The sequence below is a fragment of the Xanthomonas sp. NCPPB 1826 genome, assembly GCF_056725285.1.
The window spans coordinates 2,169,198-2,185,360 of record NZ_CM161521.1 but is presented as its reverse complement, the minus strand read 5'-3'; the positions used below and the strand labels follow the sequence as shown (position 1 = coordinate 2,185,360).

The window sequence follows — 16,163 nt, the reverse complement described above, 5'->3', positions numbered from 1 at the left end:
TTTCGATGTCTGCCTCCCCCGATCCCGCCCGCCGCCGCCTGATGCAGTTGCTGGCGTCCGTCCCGCTGTTGCCGCTGGGCAGCGCCAGCGCCGCCGCCCTGCAACACCTCGGTGGCGCGGCACTGGCCGCACACCCGTTGCGGCCGTCGGACAACCCGACCCAGCTGGTGTCGGCCACCTTCCATGGCATGCCCGCACCCAGCCTGGCCAACCCCGCGGCGATGGCCACCACCACGGTGGGGTCGGCGCTGACAGTGGCGCGCAGCGATGGCAGCAGCCAGCGTTATGCGCTTGCGTACCACCCGTTCTTCGTCACCGGCGACCAGGTGCCCGACGGCAAGGGCGGCACCGTGCTGGCCGGTGGCTATTACGACATCCAGCATCGGCCGATCATCGACCGCTCCACACCCGGTGCCGAACGCCCGTTCTTTTCCGATTGCCCGGACGGCTCCTCGCTGCTGACCCTGCCCGATGCCAAGGTGCCCGGGGTCAAGGGCAACCACGTGTTTGCGGTGGTGCAGTTCGAATACACCACCCGCGACCAGGCCGGCAACGACACCAACCGCCACCTGCCCGCGCCGATCGCGGTGCTGACGCTGGATCAGGACCCGGCCACCGGCAAGCTGTCGCTGGTGAAATACCACAACGTCGACACCGCGCCGGTGCACGGACTGTGGACCACCTGCGGCGCCAGCCTGTCGCCGTGGAATACCCATCTGTCCAGCGAAGAGTACGAACCCGACGCCACCGCGCTGGCCGGCAACACCCAGTTCCGCAGCTACAGCACACACCTGTACGGCGACCCGGAAAAAGCCAACCCGTATCACTACGGCCACCTGCCCGAAATCACCGTGCACCCGGACGGCACCGGGAGCGTGCGCAAGCACTACTGCCTGGGCCGCATCTCGCACGAGCTGGTGCAGGTGATGCCCGACCAGCGCACCGTGCTGATGGGCGACGACGCCACCAATGGCGGTCTTTTCATGTTCATCGCCGACCGCAAGGCGGACCTGTCGGCCGGCACCTTGTACGTAGGCAAGTGGCAGCAGACCTCGGGCGTGGGCCCGGGCGCGGCCACGTTGCGCTGGATCAAGCTCGGCCACGCCACCAGTGCCGAGATCCAGGCCATGGCCGACCGCCTGACCGCCGCCGACATCCTCGACGTGCATCTGAGCGACCCGGGCGACGCCTCGTTCACCAAGATCCCGTTCAACGGCACCTTCAACTGGATCCGCATCAAGCCGGGCATGGAGAAGGCGGCGACTTATTTGGAAACCCATCGCTACGCGGCGCTGGCCGGCGGCAGCCTGGGCTTCACCAAGCTCGAAGGCACCACCGTCAACGCCCGCGACAAGATCGCCTACATGGCGATGTCCTACATCGTCACCAGCATGCGCAACGGCTCGGGCGACGTGAAGGTGGAAGGCCCGGATGCGGGTGCGGTGTACGCCCTGAATCTGCGCGGCGGCCAGCGCGACAACCACGGCGCGCCGATCCACAGCGACTGGGTGCCGATCGACATGGCCGCACCGGCCGCGCTCACCGGCCACGATCTGGCCAAGGCCGACGCGCTGGGCAACCTGGCCGATCCGGAACGGCTGGCCAACCCGGACAACCTCAAGTTCTCCGAAGCGCTGCGCACCTTGTTCATCGGCGAAGACAGCAGCCTGCACGTCAACAATTTCCTGTGGGCCTACAACGTGGACAGCGGCACGCTGACGCGGGTGCTGTCGGTGCCGGCCGGCGCCGAATCCACCGGCCTGCATGCGGTCGACCAGATCCACGGCTGGACCTACGTGATGAGCAATTTCCAGCATCCCGGCGACTGGGAAAGCCCGCTGCACGACACCGTCAAGGCCACGCTGGATCCGCTGATCCGCGCCAATTACAAGAACCGTTTCGGCGCAGCGGTGGGCTATCTCACCGGCGACCCGGTAGCGGTGAAGCTGGGCAAGGCGTAAGCGCCGCCGTTCGTGCAGCGTGGCGTTCTCGCTGCTGTCGCAATGCCAGTAGGAGCGCACCTGGGCGCGAGGAGCTTTTGCCGGTATGGCCTGTCGCGCCCGGGTGCGCTCCTACGGGTGAGGCTGACACGTGCAGCGTGGCGTTCTCGCTGCTGTCGCAAGGCCAGTAGGAGCGCACCTGGGCGCGAGGAGCTTTGCCGGTAGGCCTGTCGCGCCCGGGTGCGCTCCTACGGGTGAGTCGATGGATGTCTGGCAGCGTCAGTGAGAAGCAGATCAGACCGCAAGTGCCTGAGCGCGCGGTTCAGGACTGCCGCACCTCCAGCGCCGCCATCACGATGGGCTTGGCCCATTCGGGCACCTGCGCCAATTCTTCGGGCGTTTGCGGGTGCTGCAGGCCGTTGCGGTCCAGTTCCAGCACCAGCAGCGGCGCGACCTGCCCGGTCGCGTCGGCAGGCGCGCTGTTGTCGTAGACATGCAGCACCGACAGGTGCGGCAACAGCGCGATCAGGTTGGCGCGCGAGGCATCGTAACGTTCGCGGATCTTGTGCTCGGGGATGGCATGCCCGCCCGCGGCCACGCGCGCTGCCACACGTGCGATATGCAGCTCGACGCTGGACAGGCCGCAGAACCAGACCGCCACCGTGTGCGTCGCGCAGGCCTGCCGCAGCAGGCGCGGGATGGTGGTCGCGCCCAGGGTGGTTTCGAATGCATAGTCGTGGCCGGCGTCCATGGCCTGACGCAGCCGCCGCACACCTTCCTGCCAGGCTTGCGCATTAGCATCTTCGGGTGACCAGCCCTGCTCCACCAGGTCACGGGTGAACGCATCCGGGTTGAACCAGGTGGCACCGTCTTCCCGCAGCAGGCTGCCCAGCAGCGAACTCTTGCCGGCGCCGTTGACGCCGGCCAGCACCAGAATGTTCCCCACGATTTAGAGCGACGGCCCCAGCGCGATCTTGCTGCCCCGGCGTGCCGGCTTGCCGATCACCTGGGCCAGGCCTGCGCCATCGGTCACCGCAGCAAGATGCGCATCGAACCTGGCCTGCAATGCCTGCAGCGACTGCGCGCGCGTCGAGGAGGCCGTCGCTGCACTCGCCTGGCTGACCAGCCGGCGGTATTCCTCCGCGTCCACCACCACCGCCTCGGGGTGATTGTGGTTGGTGATGACCACCGCGCCATGCGAGCGCACCTTGCGCATCAGGCTGGGCCAGCCCTTCACCTTGATGTCGGCGGCGGGGGATTTTTCGAGCTCGGGCAGATCCTGGAGGCGAGACATGGGACGGTCCTGCGCGCTGTGGTGGCTTCAGCCTACTCCCAACGTCCCATTTTGGGAAATTTGGCCATTTAGTCCAAATTTATCGCCAGGCAGGTGCTCCAGAAACGAAACGGGGCCCGCAGGCCCCGTCATCTGACACCCATCGATGCGCAACAGGCTCAGCCGCGCAGCTTGGCCAGTAGCTCGCGCGTCACCGGGTCGGCCACGTCGGCCGACTCGCCCTTCAGCGCCGGCAGCAACTGGCTGGCCAGCTGCTTGCCCAGCTCCACGCCGAACTGATCGAACGCGTTGATGCCCCACATCACCGACTGCACGTAGACACTGTGCTCGTACATCGAGATCAGCGCACCCAGCGCCTGCGGGGTCAGCGCATCGAGCAGAATCACCGTGCTCGGGCGGCCGCCCGGATAGCTGCGGTGCGGATCGCTGCTGTTCTGGCCGTTGGCCAGCGCTTCGGTCTGCGCCAGCACGTTGGCCATCAGCGCGACGTGGTTCTCCGCATACGGATCGTCGTTGTGCACGGTGCCGATGAAATCGGCCGGCACCACGCTGGTGCCCTGGTGCAGCGCCTGGAAGAAACTGTGCTGCACATCGGTGCCCGCACCGCCCCACCACACCGACACGGTGTCGCTGTCCACTGCAGAACCGTCGAGCTTGACCCGCTTGCCCAGGCTTTCCATCACCAGTTGCTGCAGGTAGGCCGGCAGCAGGGCCAGACGCTGGTCGTAGGTCATCACCGCATGCGTGGCGCTGCCGAGCAGGTTGCGGTTCCACACCGCAGTTAGGCCGTGCAGCACGGCGACGTTTTCTTCCAGTGGCGTGTCGAGCACATGCGCGTCGAACTGCGCAGCACCTTCCAGCAATTGTTCGAAACGCTCGAAGCCGATCGCCAGCGCGATCGGGAAACCCACCGCCGACCACAGCGAATAACGCCCACCGACCCAGTCCCACATCGGCAGCACGCGGCTCGGTGCGATGTCGAAGGCCTTGGCGGCGCGCTCGGGATTGGCACTCACCGCATACAGGCGCTCGCTGCCGCCCAGCCAGGCGTGAAGGATGCTGCCGTTGAGCAGCGTTTCCTGGGTACCGAAGGTCTTGGAAATCAGGATGCCGGCGGTGTGTGCCGGGTCCAGCGTGGCCAGCGTGCGCTGCATCGCCGCGCCATCGACATTGGAGACGAAATGCACGCGGAAACGCGCACCCGACGGTGCCCGCAAGGCATCGGCCACCAGCCGCGGCCCCAGGTCCGAACCGCCGATGCCGACGCTGACGATATCGGTGACGTCGGTGGCTTCCAGCTGCTGGATCAGCGCGCCCATGCGTTGGCGGACTTCCGCAGCGGTGGCATACGCTTCGGAGGCCACCGGCGCATCGGTCAAGTCGCCGCGCAATGCGGTGTGCAATGCAGCGCGCTGTTCGGTGACATTGACCTGCTCGCCGCGGAACAGGCGCTGGAACGCGCCGGCCAGGTCACGCTCGCGCGCGATGGCGAACAAGGCATCCAGCGCGGCGCGGTCGTACTTCTGCCGCGCGAAATTGAAATACAACGGACCGACCTGCCTGGCGTATTGCGTCGGCCGTTGCGGCTCGGCGGCAAGCAATGCGGGGATGGCAGCGCCGCGCAGGCGCTGGGCGTGGGCGTGAAGCGCGTCGAATCCGTTGGTATGTGTCATGCGGCCTGCGTGGGGATGCTGTGGTTGGTGTGGGTGATCGTGTTGCTGCCGTCCACATATACCAGATTGGGCTTGAAGGTCTCGGCTTCGGCTTCGCTCATGCTGGCGAAGGCGGCCACGATGATCAGGTCACCGACCTGCACGTGACGCGCGGCGCCGCCGTTGAGCGAAATGATGCCGCTGCCTTCGTCGGCACGGATGGCATAGGTGCTGAAACGCGCACCGTTGGTGACGTCCCAGATATGCACCTGTTCGAACTCACGGATGCCGGTGGCTTCCAGCAGCAGGCCGTCGATGGCGATCGAGCCTTCGTAATTGAGCTCGGAATGGGTGACGGTGGCGCGGTGGATCTTGGCTTTCAGCAGGGACAGGTGCATGACGGGCAACGGCAAAGGAAAGCCGGCATTTTAGCGGAAAGCGCCGGTGTCCACCGGCCTGCCGCGCAACCGGTGGTGAGGGCTTCAGGCCGGCACTGGACAAACACGCCTGTGCGCAGGATCGCAGGCGTCGCCGGTCACGGCCTGACGCAGCGCCTGCAGCGGCATCAGACCGCTCAGAATTCCAGGTTGTCGATCAGCCGCGTGCTGCCCAGACGGGCGGCGATCAGGGCCACGCGCGCGCCAGCATGGCTGTCGCCCGGCTCGCTCAGGTCGGGCAGCCGCACCACCGCGTAATCGACGCGGAAACCGGCCTGTTCCAGCGCCTGGGTGGCGGCGTCCTCGACCTGCGCACGCGGCGTACCGGCGGCGTAGCTGTCGCGCATCTGCAGCAGCACCTTGCGGATCTGGGTCGAGCGCGGGCGCTCGTCGGCGGTCAGATACTGGTTGCGCGAGCTCATCGCCAGGCCGTCGGCCTCGCGCACGATGCTGCCGCCCAGGATCTCGATCGGAAACGCCAGGTCAGCCACCATCTGGCGGATCACCGCCAGCTGCTGGTAGTCCTTCTTGCCGAAGGCGGCCACGTCCGGCTGCACCTGGTTGAACAGCCGCGCCACCACCGTGCACACGCCATCGAAATGCCCCGGCCGGCACACCCCTTCCAGCACGTCGCTGACGCCCGGCGCGTGGATCGGTGTGGCCAGTGCGGTGCCGAGCGGATACATGGTGTCCACGTCGGGCAGCCACAGTGCATCGCAGCCGGCGTCTTCCAGGCCGCGCAGGTCGGCCTCGGGCGTGCGCGGGTAACGCGCGAAGTCTTCGTTGGGGCCAAACTGGGTCGGGTTGACGAACACGCTCGACACCACGCGGTCGGCATACTGGCGCGCCAGCATCACCAGCGAATAGTGGCCGGCATGCAGGTTGCCCATGGTCGGCACCAGCGCCACGCGCAGGCCCTCGCGCTTCCAGCCGGTGACCAGTGCGCGCAGGGTGGACAGATCGGTCAGGGTCTGGATCATGCGGCGTACGCGTGCGCTGCGTCGGGGAAGCTACCGTCGCGCACGGCCTGCGCGTAAGCGCGCACTGCGCCCGCCACCGAGCCGCCTTCGGCGAGGAAATCCTTGACGAACTTGGGCCGGCGGTGGCCGCTGTCCAGGCCCAGCATGTCGTGCATCACCAGCACCTGGCCATCGCAGCCGGGGCCGGCACCAATGCCGATGGTGGGCACGCCGAGCGCGGCGCTGATCTGGGTGGCGATCGGCGTGGGCACGCATTCCAGCACGACCAGGCTGGCACCGGCATCAACCACGGCCTGCGCGTCGCGGCGCAACTGCTCGCCGGCTTCGCCGCGCCCCTGCACCGTGTAACCGCCAAAACGCAGCACCGATTGCGGGGTCAGCCCCAGATGCGAGCAGACCGGGATCTCGCGCTCGACCAGATAACGGATCACCTCGAGCTTGTGCCCGGCGCCCTCGATCTTGACCATCTCCGCGCCGGCCTGCAGCAGTTGGGTGGCAGCGTCCAGCGCGCGCTCGGGCGTGGCATCGGCCTGGAACGACAGATCGGCCACCAGCAACGCCCGCTCCAGCACCCTGGCCACCGCGGCGGTGTGGTAGACCATGTCGGCGGTGGTCACCGGCAAGGTCGAATCGTGCCCCTGCACCACCATGCCCAGCGAATCGCCGACCAGGATCAGGTCGACGCCGTTGGCATCGAAGGTCCGCGCAAAGCCGGCGTCGTAGGCGGTCAACATGACCAGTTTTCGACCCTCGCGCTTGGCCTGCGCCAAGGCGGGCACGGTCCAGGGCTTGCTGTCGGTATGGCTGCTCATGAAGTCATTACGTGGGGTGATAAGCCGGCCATTATCTACCCAATCGGCTCCAGCCCGCAGACATCGATGGCCTGCAGGGCGTGTCGCACTGTTCCATGGCCCGGAATGATCGCCTCCGGAGCAAGCTCGGACAGCGGCAGCAGCGCAAAGGCGCGCGCCTGCAGATGCGGGTGCGGGACCTGCAGGCGTGGCAGGTCGATCACCTGATCGGCGTACAGCAGCAGATCCAGGTCCAGCGTGCGCGGGCCCCAGCGCTCGCCGTCGATACGCTGCCGGCCGAAGGCCTGCTCGATGCCGAGCAAGGCCTCCAGCAGTTGCAATGGCGCCAGCGCAGTGCGCAGCTGCGCCACCGCATTGATGAAATCGGGCTGGTCTTCGCGGCCCCAGGCCGGCGTGCGGTACAGGCGCGAGGCAGCAATCAGGGTGGATTGCGGCAGCTCGCCCAGTGCGGCGATGGCCGCGCGCACGCTGGCCTCGGCCGGACCCAGGTTGGCGCCCAGGCCGACGAAGGCGGTGTACACGCCCTACTCGCCTGCCGGTGCGCCGGTGCGACGGCGGCGACGGCGCCGCTTGCGCGGTGCACCTTCCTCGCCTTCGTGATCGGCCTGCGCGGTTTCGATCGCATCGACCAGTTCCTGGCCGGAGGACTTCTGCGCCTCGCGCCAGAACTCCACATCGGCGGCGTGATCGGCCGAGGCGAACTGGCGCAACACCAGGAAATCGAACGCGGCGCGGAAACGCGGATGCGACAAGGTGCGGAACACGCGCTTGCGCTGACGCGAGGAGAAGCGCGTCTGCAGCAGCCAGATTTCCTGCATCGGCAGCGAGAAACGGCGCGGCAGCGCCACGCGCTCGAGCTGATGCAGGGTGACCCGGTCGGCGGCGCGACGCTGCGCGTCTTCCGGCTGCACGCCCTGCGCCTGCAGGCCCATCAGGGTGCGGCAGAACGCCGGCCAGAGCAGCAGGGCGAACAGGAACGCCGGCGACACCGGCTCGTCGTTGGCCACGCGCGCATCGGTATTGCGCAGACCTTCCAGCACCATGGCGCGCAATGCGCCACTGCGGTTGGAGCGCAATGCGGCCGCACTCTCCGGGAACAGCGCACCGAGCAGGCCGTAACGCTCCAGCCCCTCAAAACTGGCCACACCGTGTCCAGACAGGAACAGCTTGAGAATCTCTTCGAACAAGCGCGCCGGCGCGGCCTCGGACAACAGACCGGCCAGGCGCGGGATGGGTTCTGCGGTGCCGGCTTCGATATCGAAGTTCAGCTTGGCCGCCAGACGCACCGCGCGCAGCATGCGCACCGGATCTTCCTGGTAGCGCAGCTCAGGGTCGCCGATCAGCTTCATCAGGCGCGCCTGCACATCCTCGAAGCCGCCGCAGTAGTCGCGTACCGAGAAATCCTCGATCGCGTAGTACAGCGCGTTGCAGGTGAAGTCGCGACGGATCGCATCGTCTTCGATGGTGCCGTAGACGTTGTCGCGCACCAGCCGGCCGTTATCCAGTTCGCGGTCGCCGCTGCCATCGTCGATGTTGGCGCGGAACGTGGCCACTTCGATGATCTCGCGGCCGAACACCACATGCGCCAGGCGAAAGCGGCGGCCGATCAGGCGACAGTTGCGGAACAGCGCTTTGACTTCTTCCGGCGTGGCGCTGGTAGCCACGTCGAAATCCTTGGGATGGCCGCCGACCAGCAGGTCGCGGACGGCGCCGCCGACCAGGTAGGCACCAAAGCCCGATTCGCGCAGGCGGTACAGCACGCGCAGCGCGTTGGGGCTGATGTCCTTGCGCGAGATGGTGTGCTGATCGCGTGGGATGACGCGCAGCGTGAACGGAGATGTAACTGAGGGTTCGATGATGGCGCTTCCGTCTTGTGTTGCAGGATTGCCCAACGGGTTTTAGCGCACTATACTAGCGCGCTGCACAAGACGCACCAAACGCTCCCTTCGTCTAATGGTTAGGACGTGGCCCTCTCAAGGCTAAAACAGGGGTTCGAGTCCCCTAGGGAGCACCACCGTCGTCTGACTGCAGAACACGCCGAGACCCCGCATTGCGGGGTTTTTGCGTTATTGGGCATGGGTGGTTGCCGCTGGTCGGGTGGACGCGCATTGATCCCGCACCGGTCAGACAAGCGCAGCTCCCATGGCAACGCCATCGAGCCAATTTGCTGAGATGCGCCGATTGGCTGAGGCCGGTTACGGCGCCGAGCGCTGCGGATTGCGCCTTACCGCCGATCGCGCAATTCAGTCCTGCGGCTGCACATCGTTCACCCTGGCGGCGGCACATGGGCGTGGCTCTTGCCGATCACCCCACTACAAAAATCATGTACGGCCCGATCAACACATAGGCCTGCGCGACAGCGCGTCCGCATCGCCGCAGCGTGCGATCAATCTCGCATTTGCGCGCAGCAACGGCAGATCGACGTGGATGTTTGCATTGCATGGCAACTCCTCACTCAGCCAATGGATGAAACGCGCCGGCATCGCTGTCGGTTTCGGCAATGGCGTCATGGGCATGCAGACTTTCCAGGTGGCGCACTGCCACATGGAAGACGGCGTGGCGCTCGGCCAGCACCTTGCGCAACCGCCGCGCGGCATCTTCGACATACATCAGGTTGGCGCCATTCAAGCGGGCAAACGCCTGCTCGTCGATGCGCCGTACCGCCGCCTGTACCGGCGTCGCCAGTGCCTGTTCGCACAGGCCGACCAGTTCGCGGATGTCAAAGCGCTGCACGCATGCGCTCAGTTCCACGCGCACCTGCGCCACGCTGCGCTGACTATGCGGCGTGGCGTGCGAACCGTTGTGTTGCAGCCATTGCGCAACCTCTGCGACCGGTAACGCATCGCGCCCTTGGTGCTGCTGCAAAAACGCATCGCTCAGCAACTGGCGCGACAAGGCCGCCGAACAGGGACAGGTGGAGGCGTACAGCACATCGACCTGCAACTGGATCTCGGTGCGGCCTGCCCTGGATTGCGCGTCGATGCGCACCGGATAGGCGCGCCAACCGCTCAGCCCTTCGCTGCGCAGCGCCGGCATCCGCAGCATCAACTCGAAGTTCAGCGCCAGCCGCGCCGCACGGCTGCCGCAATCGGCATGACTGTCGATCAGCGCTTGCAGCAGCTGCGACACCATCGCTGGCGACACCGGCTGCTCCAGATGCCGATCCAGCAGGCGGTACAAGCGCGACATGTGGATGCCCTTGAGCTCCCGGCGCGGCAGATCCACCTGCACGCTGGCACGCGCGGCCACGCTGCCGCTGGGCCCGGCATCGGCCAGGCACAGCGGCACGGCGATGTCCTGCATGCCGACCCAGCGCAGCGGCGCGCTCAGTGGGGAAGGTTCGGTAACGGCAACATCGGGAAGCGTGGCGGACATCGAAAGCTCGTAGAAGGAGATGAGGGCAATCCCGCCTCAGGCGCGACCGGGAAACATCTGGAAGTAATCGTCGATACCGGCATGCAGCGTGTGCGCCAGTTCGTCCTGATGCGTATCGCCGCACAGCCGCCGGCAGTCGTCGCGATTGCTCATGAAGCCGGTTTCCACCAGCAGCGACGGAATGTCCGGCGACTTCAACACGGCAAAGCCGGCCTGCCCGACCTGGTCCTGATGCAGCCGCGTCACCTGCTGCAGCCGCCCGAGCATCAACTTGCCGAACGCCACGCTGCTGGCGATGGTGCCGCTCAGCGACAGGTCGGCCAGCACCTGCGACAGCACCGGGTTGCTGGGCACCCGCAAGCGGCGCGCACTGTCGCCCATGTCGTCGGCGGCGTTTTCGCTGTCGGCGATCCAGCGCGCCAATGCAGAGCTGGCGCCGTTCTGCGACAAGGCAAATACCGACGCGCCGCGCGCCTGGCTGCTGGGCGCAGCATCGGCATGGATGGATACGAACAGATCGGCATTGTGGCGATGGGCGATCAACACCCGCTCGTGCAACGCCACGAAGCGATCGTCGCTGCGGATCATGGTCGGCAGGTAACGCGGATCGGCCGCCAGGCGCTGGTGCAGCCGCCCCGCGACCGCCATGGCCACATACTTCTCGTAGCGCGCATCGGCACTGACCGCGCCGGGATCCTTGCCGCCGTGACCGGCGTCGATGGCGACCACGTAGGGATGCAGGCGGGAGCGCGTGGGCACAGCCGCCGCAACGGCCGGCTCGGTCGGATCGGCTGCGGACAACGACGCAGTGCCGGGCACAGCAGCAAGATCGACCACCAGTGCACCATCCTCCCAGCGCGCCGTGGCTGTCAGCGGCTGCGCCAGATCGAGCACCACGCGCAGCCCATCGCCGTGCGGGCCGCTGCGGATGGCAACGACCGCGAGACCGTCAGGCAATGGATCGATCTGCGGTGGCTGTGTCGAAACGCCCGGCAGGTCGATGACCAAGCGCGCTGGATTGGACAGGCTGAAGCTGCGGTAGGCGACCTGCGTACTCAATGCGAGCCGAAGTCGCAGCCCCGCATCCTGACGCTGCAGATTGCAACTACGCAGCAGCGGCAGCGGCTGCGCCTGGACCAGGCGCGGCGACAGCAGCAAGGCTGCGCCGACGGTGTGCAACACCTGCCGCCGCCTCATCGGGCCAACCCCGCTGGATCGACGCGGCCACCGCGCCACTTGGAGCGCGGACGGTTCGGCATGGTGACCAGGCAAACGACACTCTGCGGCAAGGAACGCGACACGGCGTGACCGGACGAACGATGGATGAAGTGTTATAAAGTAACACTCGTTGCGCAAAATCAAGCCCGCCGTGCCTCGCCACTGCCCTCACGTTCACTTTTACCGAAGAGCGCCTCGATGTCGCCCGTCATCCCCGACAGCTATACCGCCTGGCGCCACTGCATCGAAGTCGACTGCGCCCAGCCACTGACCGTCCCTTTCATCGCCCAACGACTCGCCAGCCTGCGCGACCTCGGCGACCACCACACCCAGCAGTTCTCGCGTCGTTGGGGCGAATCTCATCACCGGCGAGTGATTGGATGGTTTGAACGTGCCGGTGGCGAACTCGAGCCGAGCCGCTAAATAGCGCGCGCGCTCCAGCACTGCACATCACGCCTGACCGGATAGGTCCAAGGTAACAGCGGATGCGGTTGACTGTTCCTCGCTGATCGGCGAACGGTATGCCGCAGCGATTTTCTGCGACAAACAATCAACAAAATCTGCCATTCAACACGTAACGTATAAGCGCCTGAATCGCAGGCGGAGTTGCCCCATGCAGGGGGAAGGCAAAATCATGAAGAACGCAAAAGATTGGCTTATGGCTTTTTGCGTCGTTGCTGGAATGCTGTCGTCAGGCATGGCAATGGCTCAATGCTGTGCCAATGGTGGCGTCGGCGTACATGCAATGACAGGACTTGGCGACAGCAATCCCAAGGCAGCCAACCTAACGATGGATCCGTCGCTTGCCATTTATGAACTCCATCGCGATGGAGTGACATATCTCCAGATCAACGATGTAACTGGAGTGGTCCACGCAGTGGTAGCACGAGTGGACAACGCACTCTGGACCTTGCCAATGGGCAAGGATGTAGAACGCGTCGTGCTGCCGGCGGCAAACAGGATTTCGGCAAGCACGAGTTCAAACAATCCGCCAACGTTTGATTCAACTCAGCGTGATCAAGCACGACTTGTCTACAAAACAAAGAACTTCACGGTATTCAACTGGCGGGAAGCAACTGGGGAACACTGGATAGTCTCCCCCTGACTGCAACGGAGACTGGCTCGGCAACCAGAAAGGTAAGAACCAACGCATGGCGGCGGCGAAACATGCCGCCATGCGCTTTCAAGCGCGCCTTCAGTTCAGCTTCCACATCGACCGAGTCGCTCTTGGCCGCCTCAGCTGACGACGAATCCGCAATCACGCGCACCAACACGCCCTTAGCCCCTCTCCCTGTCCAAGCACGAGCCTGGATGAAGTGCCGACTAGCCGGCGGCAAGATCTCCACACAATTGAGCGTACTGCGATAAGCACTCAATTGGAGCTCCAATGACAGCTTCCTGCAGTCACCGCGAAACACGCATTGAAACTGAGATTGGCAGAAGCGTTCGAGTGCTGACGAACGCAGAGCCTGATACAGCCCATGCGTCTCGATTTCCAACGGATACAGCGCGGCGACATACTGCTGAAGCAATTGCGACTCAAGGACACCAACCCGCGTCATCTCCATTGCTGCAGAATGCTGCCCTCTGCCCCTCAAATCAGCCACCACATCTTTGCGCATCTTGTTGATCTGAACATTGATGTCAGAGTATTCGAGCACCCGATTGCGCAGCATGCGCTCAGCACTGGAATAGCTTGCTCGGGCTAGTATGAAGGCATCATCTCTTGGCTGGTTCGAAACCTTATCGCGGGCAGGCTTGCGCAGACGAGCATTGAAAACAAAAAGAGCTGTCGTCGTGACCGCATAGAGCAACTGGATACTAAAGACTTGTTGATCAAAAAACCCGATCTGATACACCCGAGGAAGCGAGAACTCAATTGCGAAGCTTGCCAATAGTGACCCTAGAGCACTGCCTCTCCACCCCTGCCTGAAAGTCAACACGACCATTGGCACGAGCATCGCAACCATCAAGATGCTTCGAGTCAATGGTTCCTGCGAGACCCCTAATAAGAAGAACAAACCGAGGATAACAGCCACCGCGATTCCGAGATCTCGCTGGAGACTCGGGCGTACAGGACCGTCATTCCAGTTCGCCCATAACATCGCAGGAAGAAGCAAGACCAGCATGCCCAGATAGCTACCTGACCAATAGAGCACTATCAGGTCTAGTGCAGGGTCAGCCTGCGGTCCACCGAGGGTCACGTTTATTAACAGGCTGCATATAGCGTTCCAGAGAGCTATAGCAAGAGCAGCAGGAATAAACCACTGCTGGCTTTTAACAATATGAGGAACTTGATATCGAAGCAGGCCAATCGCCCCAGCAATCAAAGGCGCATGAATGAAGGGACTCAGATATGACCATAACGGATTGAAGCCCTGTAACTCGCCTAGCGGAATACGCAAGAACAACATCGCCGCAGCGTCACCTGCCAACAGAAAAGGCCACTCGCGATAAGGCCGAAAGAGCAAGGCGACTACGCGCAAACCAACCGGCAGATACCATTGTTCGATCGACAAGCGCCAAAGCATCAGAAACACCAAGCAGTAGCACACGCTGATCAGCATGCCTCTGACAAGCTCTTTAGCTACTGCCATACCACCACTCCTTGGTTCCACGATTCGCCCTAGTCTGGAGGGAAACTGCCTGGTGGAGTATAGCGGTGGCGCACAATTTGCAAAAAGAGCCGGTGCCCTTGCAGGCGGTTATCGCCGTTGAAGACGCGCATTGCACTTTGCTGGTGCGTTGGGCCACGCGGGAATCAGGCCGCCTGACACAGCACAGGTCAGAGCTGCCGGCAGTCACGAGACGACGCACGCACCCAATCCAGCCCAACGATGACAGCCAGCGCGATTGAGGCGCCCGCAGGTATGCGAGACATCGGCAAGATCCCGGCGAGACCGTCAACGAACAAGGCCGCGCAGTGCGCGGCCTTGTTCGTCTTCCATGCCGCTATCAGCATAACGGGGAGATCAGCCCTCCATCTGCTCCAGCTCCTTGCCCTTGGTCTCGTAGACGTACTTGAGCACGAAGAACACCGAGATGAAGGCGGCGACGGTGTAGATGCCGTATGCGCCGGCCAGGCCGATGCTGCCGAGCAGGATCGGGAAGCTGACGGTGATGGCGAAGTTGGAGGTCCACTGCGCGGCGCCGGCAATGGCCAGGCCCGAGCCGCGGATCTGGTTGGGGAACATCTCGCCCAGCATCACCCACATCACCGGGCCCCACGAGGCATTGAAGAACACCACGTAGACGTTGGCGGCCACCAACGCGAGCATGCCCATGGCATCGGACATGGCGAGCTTGCCGTTGGGGTCCAGCGAGGCGGTGGCGAAGGCATAGGTCACCAGGGCCAGCGAGACCGCCATGCCGGCCGAGCCGATCCACAGCAACGGCTTGCGGCCGATCTTGTCGACCAGCATCACCGTGACCAGGCAGGCGCCGATGCTCAGGCCGCCGGAGAGCACGTTGATCAGCAGTGCGTCCTGCTCGGAGAAGCCCACCGCCTGCCACAGCACGGCGCCGTAATAGAACACCACGTTGATGCCGACCAGTTGCTGGAACACCGCCAGACCCACGCCGATCCAGACGATCGGACGGATCTTGCCGGTGGCCTTGTTGATGAGGTCGGAGAACTTGGGCTTGTGCTGGTCGGCCGACATCGAGGCCGAGATTTCGGCCAGCTTGGTCTGCGCGGCGGCGTTGCCGTACAGCCGCTTCAGCACCACCAGCGCCTGCTCGCGGCGGCCCTTGACCACCAGGTAGCGCGGACTTTCCGGGATGACCAGCAACAGCAACAGGAACAGCAGCGAGGGAACCGCCTGCATCCAGAACATCCAGCGCCAGGCGGCCTGCCCGGCCCATAGCGGCTCGGTTGAGGCACCGGCAGCATTGGCCAGCAGATAATTGCTCAGGAACGCACAGAACAGCCCGCTGATGATGGCGATCTGCTGCATCGTGGCGAGCCGGCCGCGATAGCGCGCGGAGGCGACCTCGGCGATGTAGGCCGGCGAGATGACGCTGGCGGCGCCCACCGCAAAGCCGCCCATCACGCGAGCGAAGATGAAGAAGCCGGAACTGTGCGAGGCACCGGCGCCAATGGCCGAGAGCAGGAACAGCGCCGCAGAAATGATCAGGACCGCGCGGCGGCCCCAGCGGTCGGCCAGACGGCCGGCAAAGAAGGCGCCGATGGCGCAGCCCAGCAGCATCGAGGCGACTTCGAACCCGGTCTCGGCGGCGCTGGAATTGAAGGTCTGCTTCAGGCCGTCGACAGTGCCGTTGATCACACCGCTATCGAAACCGAACAAAAAACCGCCGATCGTGGCTACGCAACTGATCAGGACGATAAAACGGGTGTTCTCACCGGCATCGGGGGCGCCGTTTACGGAGACACTGGACATGGATTCACCTGGAAGCATGCAAGGGAGCGGCCACGGGGGCAGCCGACATCGGCCG

At 64.6% G+C, this 16,163-nt stretch carries 15 protein-coding genes and 1 tRNA gene; 4 read left to right on the top strand and 12 right to left on the bottom strand.

From position 1 onward, the window contains the following. Positions 1-5: 5 nt before the first annotated feature. On the top strand, positions 6-1,961 hold the full coding sequence (locus AC1PLA_RS09545; protein WP_411862960.1) for a PhoX family protein: 1,956 nt from the start codon (positions 6-8) through the stop codon (positions 1,959-1,961). 301 nt (positions 1,962-2,262) lie between these two features. Here AC1PLA_RS09545 and AC1PLA_RS09540 read toward each other — a convergent pair whose 3' ends face one another. The 8 genes from AC1PLA_RS09540 to pcnB all read right to left on the bottom strand — a co-directional run bounded on the left by AC1PLA_RS09540 (position 2,263) and on the right by pcnB (position 9,007). Next, on the bottom strand, positions 2,263-2,886 hold the full coding sequence (locus AC1PLA_RS09540) for an ATPase (RefSeq protein ID WP_126968828.1): 624 nt from the start codon (positions 2,884-2,886) through the stop codon (positions 2,263-2,265). 3 nt (positions 2,887-2,889) lie between these two features. Further along, on the bottom strand, positions 2,890-3,234 hold the full coding sequence (locus AC1PLA_RS09535) for a type II toxin-antitoxin system prevent-host-death family antitoxin (protein WP_104627810.1): 345 nt from the start codon (positions 3,232-3,234) through the stop codon (positions 2,890-2,892). Between the two features lie 158 nt (positions 3,235-3,392). Then, on the bottom strand, positions 3,393-4,907 hold the full coding sequence (gene pgi / locus AC1PLA_RS09530; RefSeq protein WP_481106061.1) for a glucose-6-phosphate isomerase: 1,515 nt from the start codon (positions 4,905-4,907) through the stop codon (positions 3,393-3,395). Further along, positions 4,904-5,284, bottom strand: coding sequence for an aspartate 1-decarboxylase (gene panD / locus AC1PLA_RS09525; RefSeq protein ID WP_024939767.1), 381 nt, complete (start codon positions 5,282-5,284; stop codon positions 4,904-4,906). The genes pgi and panD overlap by 4 nt, the downstream gene beginning before the upstream one ends. A 176-nt stretch (positions 5,285-5,460) precedes the next feature. Continuing rightward, the gene (panC, locus tag AC1PLA_RS09520; RefSeq protein WP_039510409.1) at positions 5,461-6,303 is read right to left on the bottom strand and encodes a pantoate--beta-alanine ligase; all 843 of its coding nucleotides are present in this window, start codon (positions 6,301-6,303) and stop codon (positions 5,461-5,463) included. Next, on the bottom strand, positions 6,300-7,115 hold the full coding sequence (gene panB / locus AC1PLA_RS09515) for a 3-methyl-2-oxobutanoate hydroxymethyltransferase (protein WP_039510407.1): 816 nt from the start codon (positions 7,113-7,115) through the stop codon (positions 6,300-6,302). Before panB ends, panC begins: the two co-directional genes overlap by 4 nt. Positions 7,116-7,150: 35 nt before the next feature. Beyond that, complete coding sequence (folK, locus tag AC1PLA_RS09510; RefSeq protein ID WP_047128593.1) at positions 7,151-7,636, bottom strand: 2-amino-4-hydroxy-6-hydroxymethyldihydropteridine diphosphokinase; 486 nt, start codon at positions 7,634-7,636, stop codon at positions 7,151-7,153. Positions 7,637-7,639: 3 nt separating this feature from the next. Continuing rightward, a complete protein-coding gene (gene pcnB, locus AC1PLA_RS09505; RefSeq protein ID WP_024939771.1) occupies positions 7,640-9,007 on the bottom strand; it encodes a polynucleotide adenylyltransferase PcnB in 1,368 nt (455 codons plus the stop codon). Between the two features lie 47 nt (positions 9,008-9,054). Between pcnB and AC1PLA_RS09500 the strand changes: the two genes are divergently transcribed. Beyond that, positions 9,055-9,129: transfer RNA gene (locus tag AC1PLA_RS09500), tRNA-Glu, on the top strand. A gap of 437 nt (positions 9,130-9,566) precedes the next feature. On the opposite strand, the gene folE2 is transcribed toward AC1PLA_RS09500, so the two are convergent. Both folE2 and AC1PLA_RS09490 read right to left on the bottom strand, forming a co-directional pair. Then, positions 9,567-10,490 (bottom strand): GTP cyclohydrolase FolE2, encoded by a 924-nt coding sequence (folE2, locus tag AC1PLA_RS09495; RefSeq protein WP_349780027.1) that lies wholly within the window; start codon positions 10,488-10,490, stop codon positions 9,567-9,569. 36 nt (positions 10,491-10,526) lie between these two features. Then, on the bottom strand, positions 10,527-11,687 hold the full coding sequence (locus tag AC1PLA_RS09490) for an N-acetylmuramoyl-L-alanine amidase (RefSeq protein WP_349780026.1): 1,161 nt from the start codon (positions 11,685-11,687) through the stop codon (positions 10,527-10,529). A gap of 219 nt (positions 11,688-11,906) precedes the next feature. On the opposite strand from AC1PLA_RS09490, the gene AC1PLA_RS09485 reads away from it, so the two are divergent. Together AC1PLA_RS09485 and AC1PLA_RS09480 are read left to right on the top strand one after the other, a co-directional pair. Beyond that, positions 11,907-12,131, top strand: coding sequence for a hypothetical protein (locus AC1PLA_RS09485; protein ID WP_349780025.1), 225 nt, complete (start codon positions 11,907-11,909; stop codon positions 12,129-12,131). 190 nt (positions 12,132-12,321) lie between these two features. After that, a complete protein-coding gene (locus AC1PLA_RS09480) occupies positions 12,322-12,813 on the top strand; it encodes a hypothetical protein (RefSeq protein ID WP_349780024.1) in 492 nt (163 codons plus the stop codon). Here AC1PLA_RS09480 and AC1PLA_RS09475 read toward each other — a convergent pair. Then, positions 12,767-14,305, bottom strand: a complete 1,539-nt coding sequence (locus tag AC1PLA_RS09475; RefSeq protein ID WP_349780023.1) for an MASE1 domain-containing protein — start codon at positions 14,303-14,305, stop codon at positions 12,767-12,769. The genes AC1PLA_RS09480 and AC1PLA_RS09475 overlap by 47 nt on opposite strands. 375 nt (positions 14,306-14,680) lie before the next feature. Then, a complete protein-coding gene (locus AC1PLA_RS09470) occupies positions 14,681-16,108 on the bottom strand; it encodes a sugar porter family MFS transporter (RefSeq protein WP_016904374.1) in 1,428 nt (475 codons plus the stop codon). Positions 16,109-16,163: the final 55 nt, after the last annotated feature.

Excerpts from the sequence above, each read along its gene's own strand:
- AC1PLA_RS09545 (WP_411862960.1), top strand. The coding sequence starts at position 6 with ATGTCTGCCTCCCCCGATCCCGCCCGCCGCCGCCTGATGCAGTTGCTG.
- AC1PLA_RS09535 (WP_104627810.1), bottom strand. The coding sequence starts at position 3,234 with ATGTCTCGCCTCCAGGATCTGCCCGAGCTCGAAAAATCCCCCGCCGCC.
- pgi (WP_481106061.1), bottom strand. The coding sequence starts at position 4,907 with ATGACACATACCAACGGATTCGACGCGCTTCACGCCCACGCCCAGCGC.
- panD (WP_024939767.1), bottom strand. The coding sequence starts at position 5,284 with ATGCACCTGTCCCTGCTGAAAGCCAAGATCCACCGCGCCACCGTCACC.
- panC (WP_039510409.1), bottom strand. The coding sequence starts at position 6,303 with ATGATCCAGACCCTGACCGATCTGTCCACCCTGCGCGCACTGGTCACC.
- panB (WP_039510407.1), bottom strand. The coding sequence starts at position 7,115 with ATGAGCAGCCATACCGACAGCAAGCCCTGGACCGTGCCCGCCTTGGCG.
- folE2 (WP_349780027.1), bottom strand. The coding sequence starts at position 10,490 with ATGTCCGCCACGCTTCCCGATGTTGCCGTTACCGAACCTTCCCCACTG.
- AC1PLA_RS09490 (WP_349780026.1), bottom strand. The coding sequence starts at position 11,687 with ATGAGGCGGCGGCAGGTGTTGCACACCGTCGGCGCAGCCTTGCTGCTG.
- AC1PLA_RS09485 (WP_349780025.1), top strand. The coding sequence starts at position 11,907 with ATGTCGCCCGTCATCCCCGACAGCTATACCGCCTGGCGCCACTGCATC.
- AC1PLA_RS09480 (WP_349780024.1), top strand. The coding sequence starts at position 12,322 with ATGCAGGGGGAAGGCAAAATCATGAAGAACGCAAAAGATTGGCTTATG.
- AC1PLA_RS09475 (WP_349780023.1), bottom strand. The coding sequence starts at position 14,305 with ATGGCAGTAGCTAAAGAGCTTGTCAGAGGCATGCTGATCAGCGTGTGC.
- AC1PLA_RS09470 (WP_016904374.1), bottom strand. The coding sequence starts at position 16,108 with ATGTCCAGTGTCTCCGTAAACGGCGCCCCCGATGCCGGTGAGAACACC.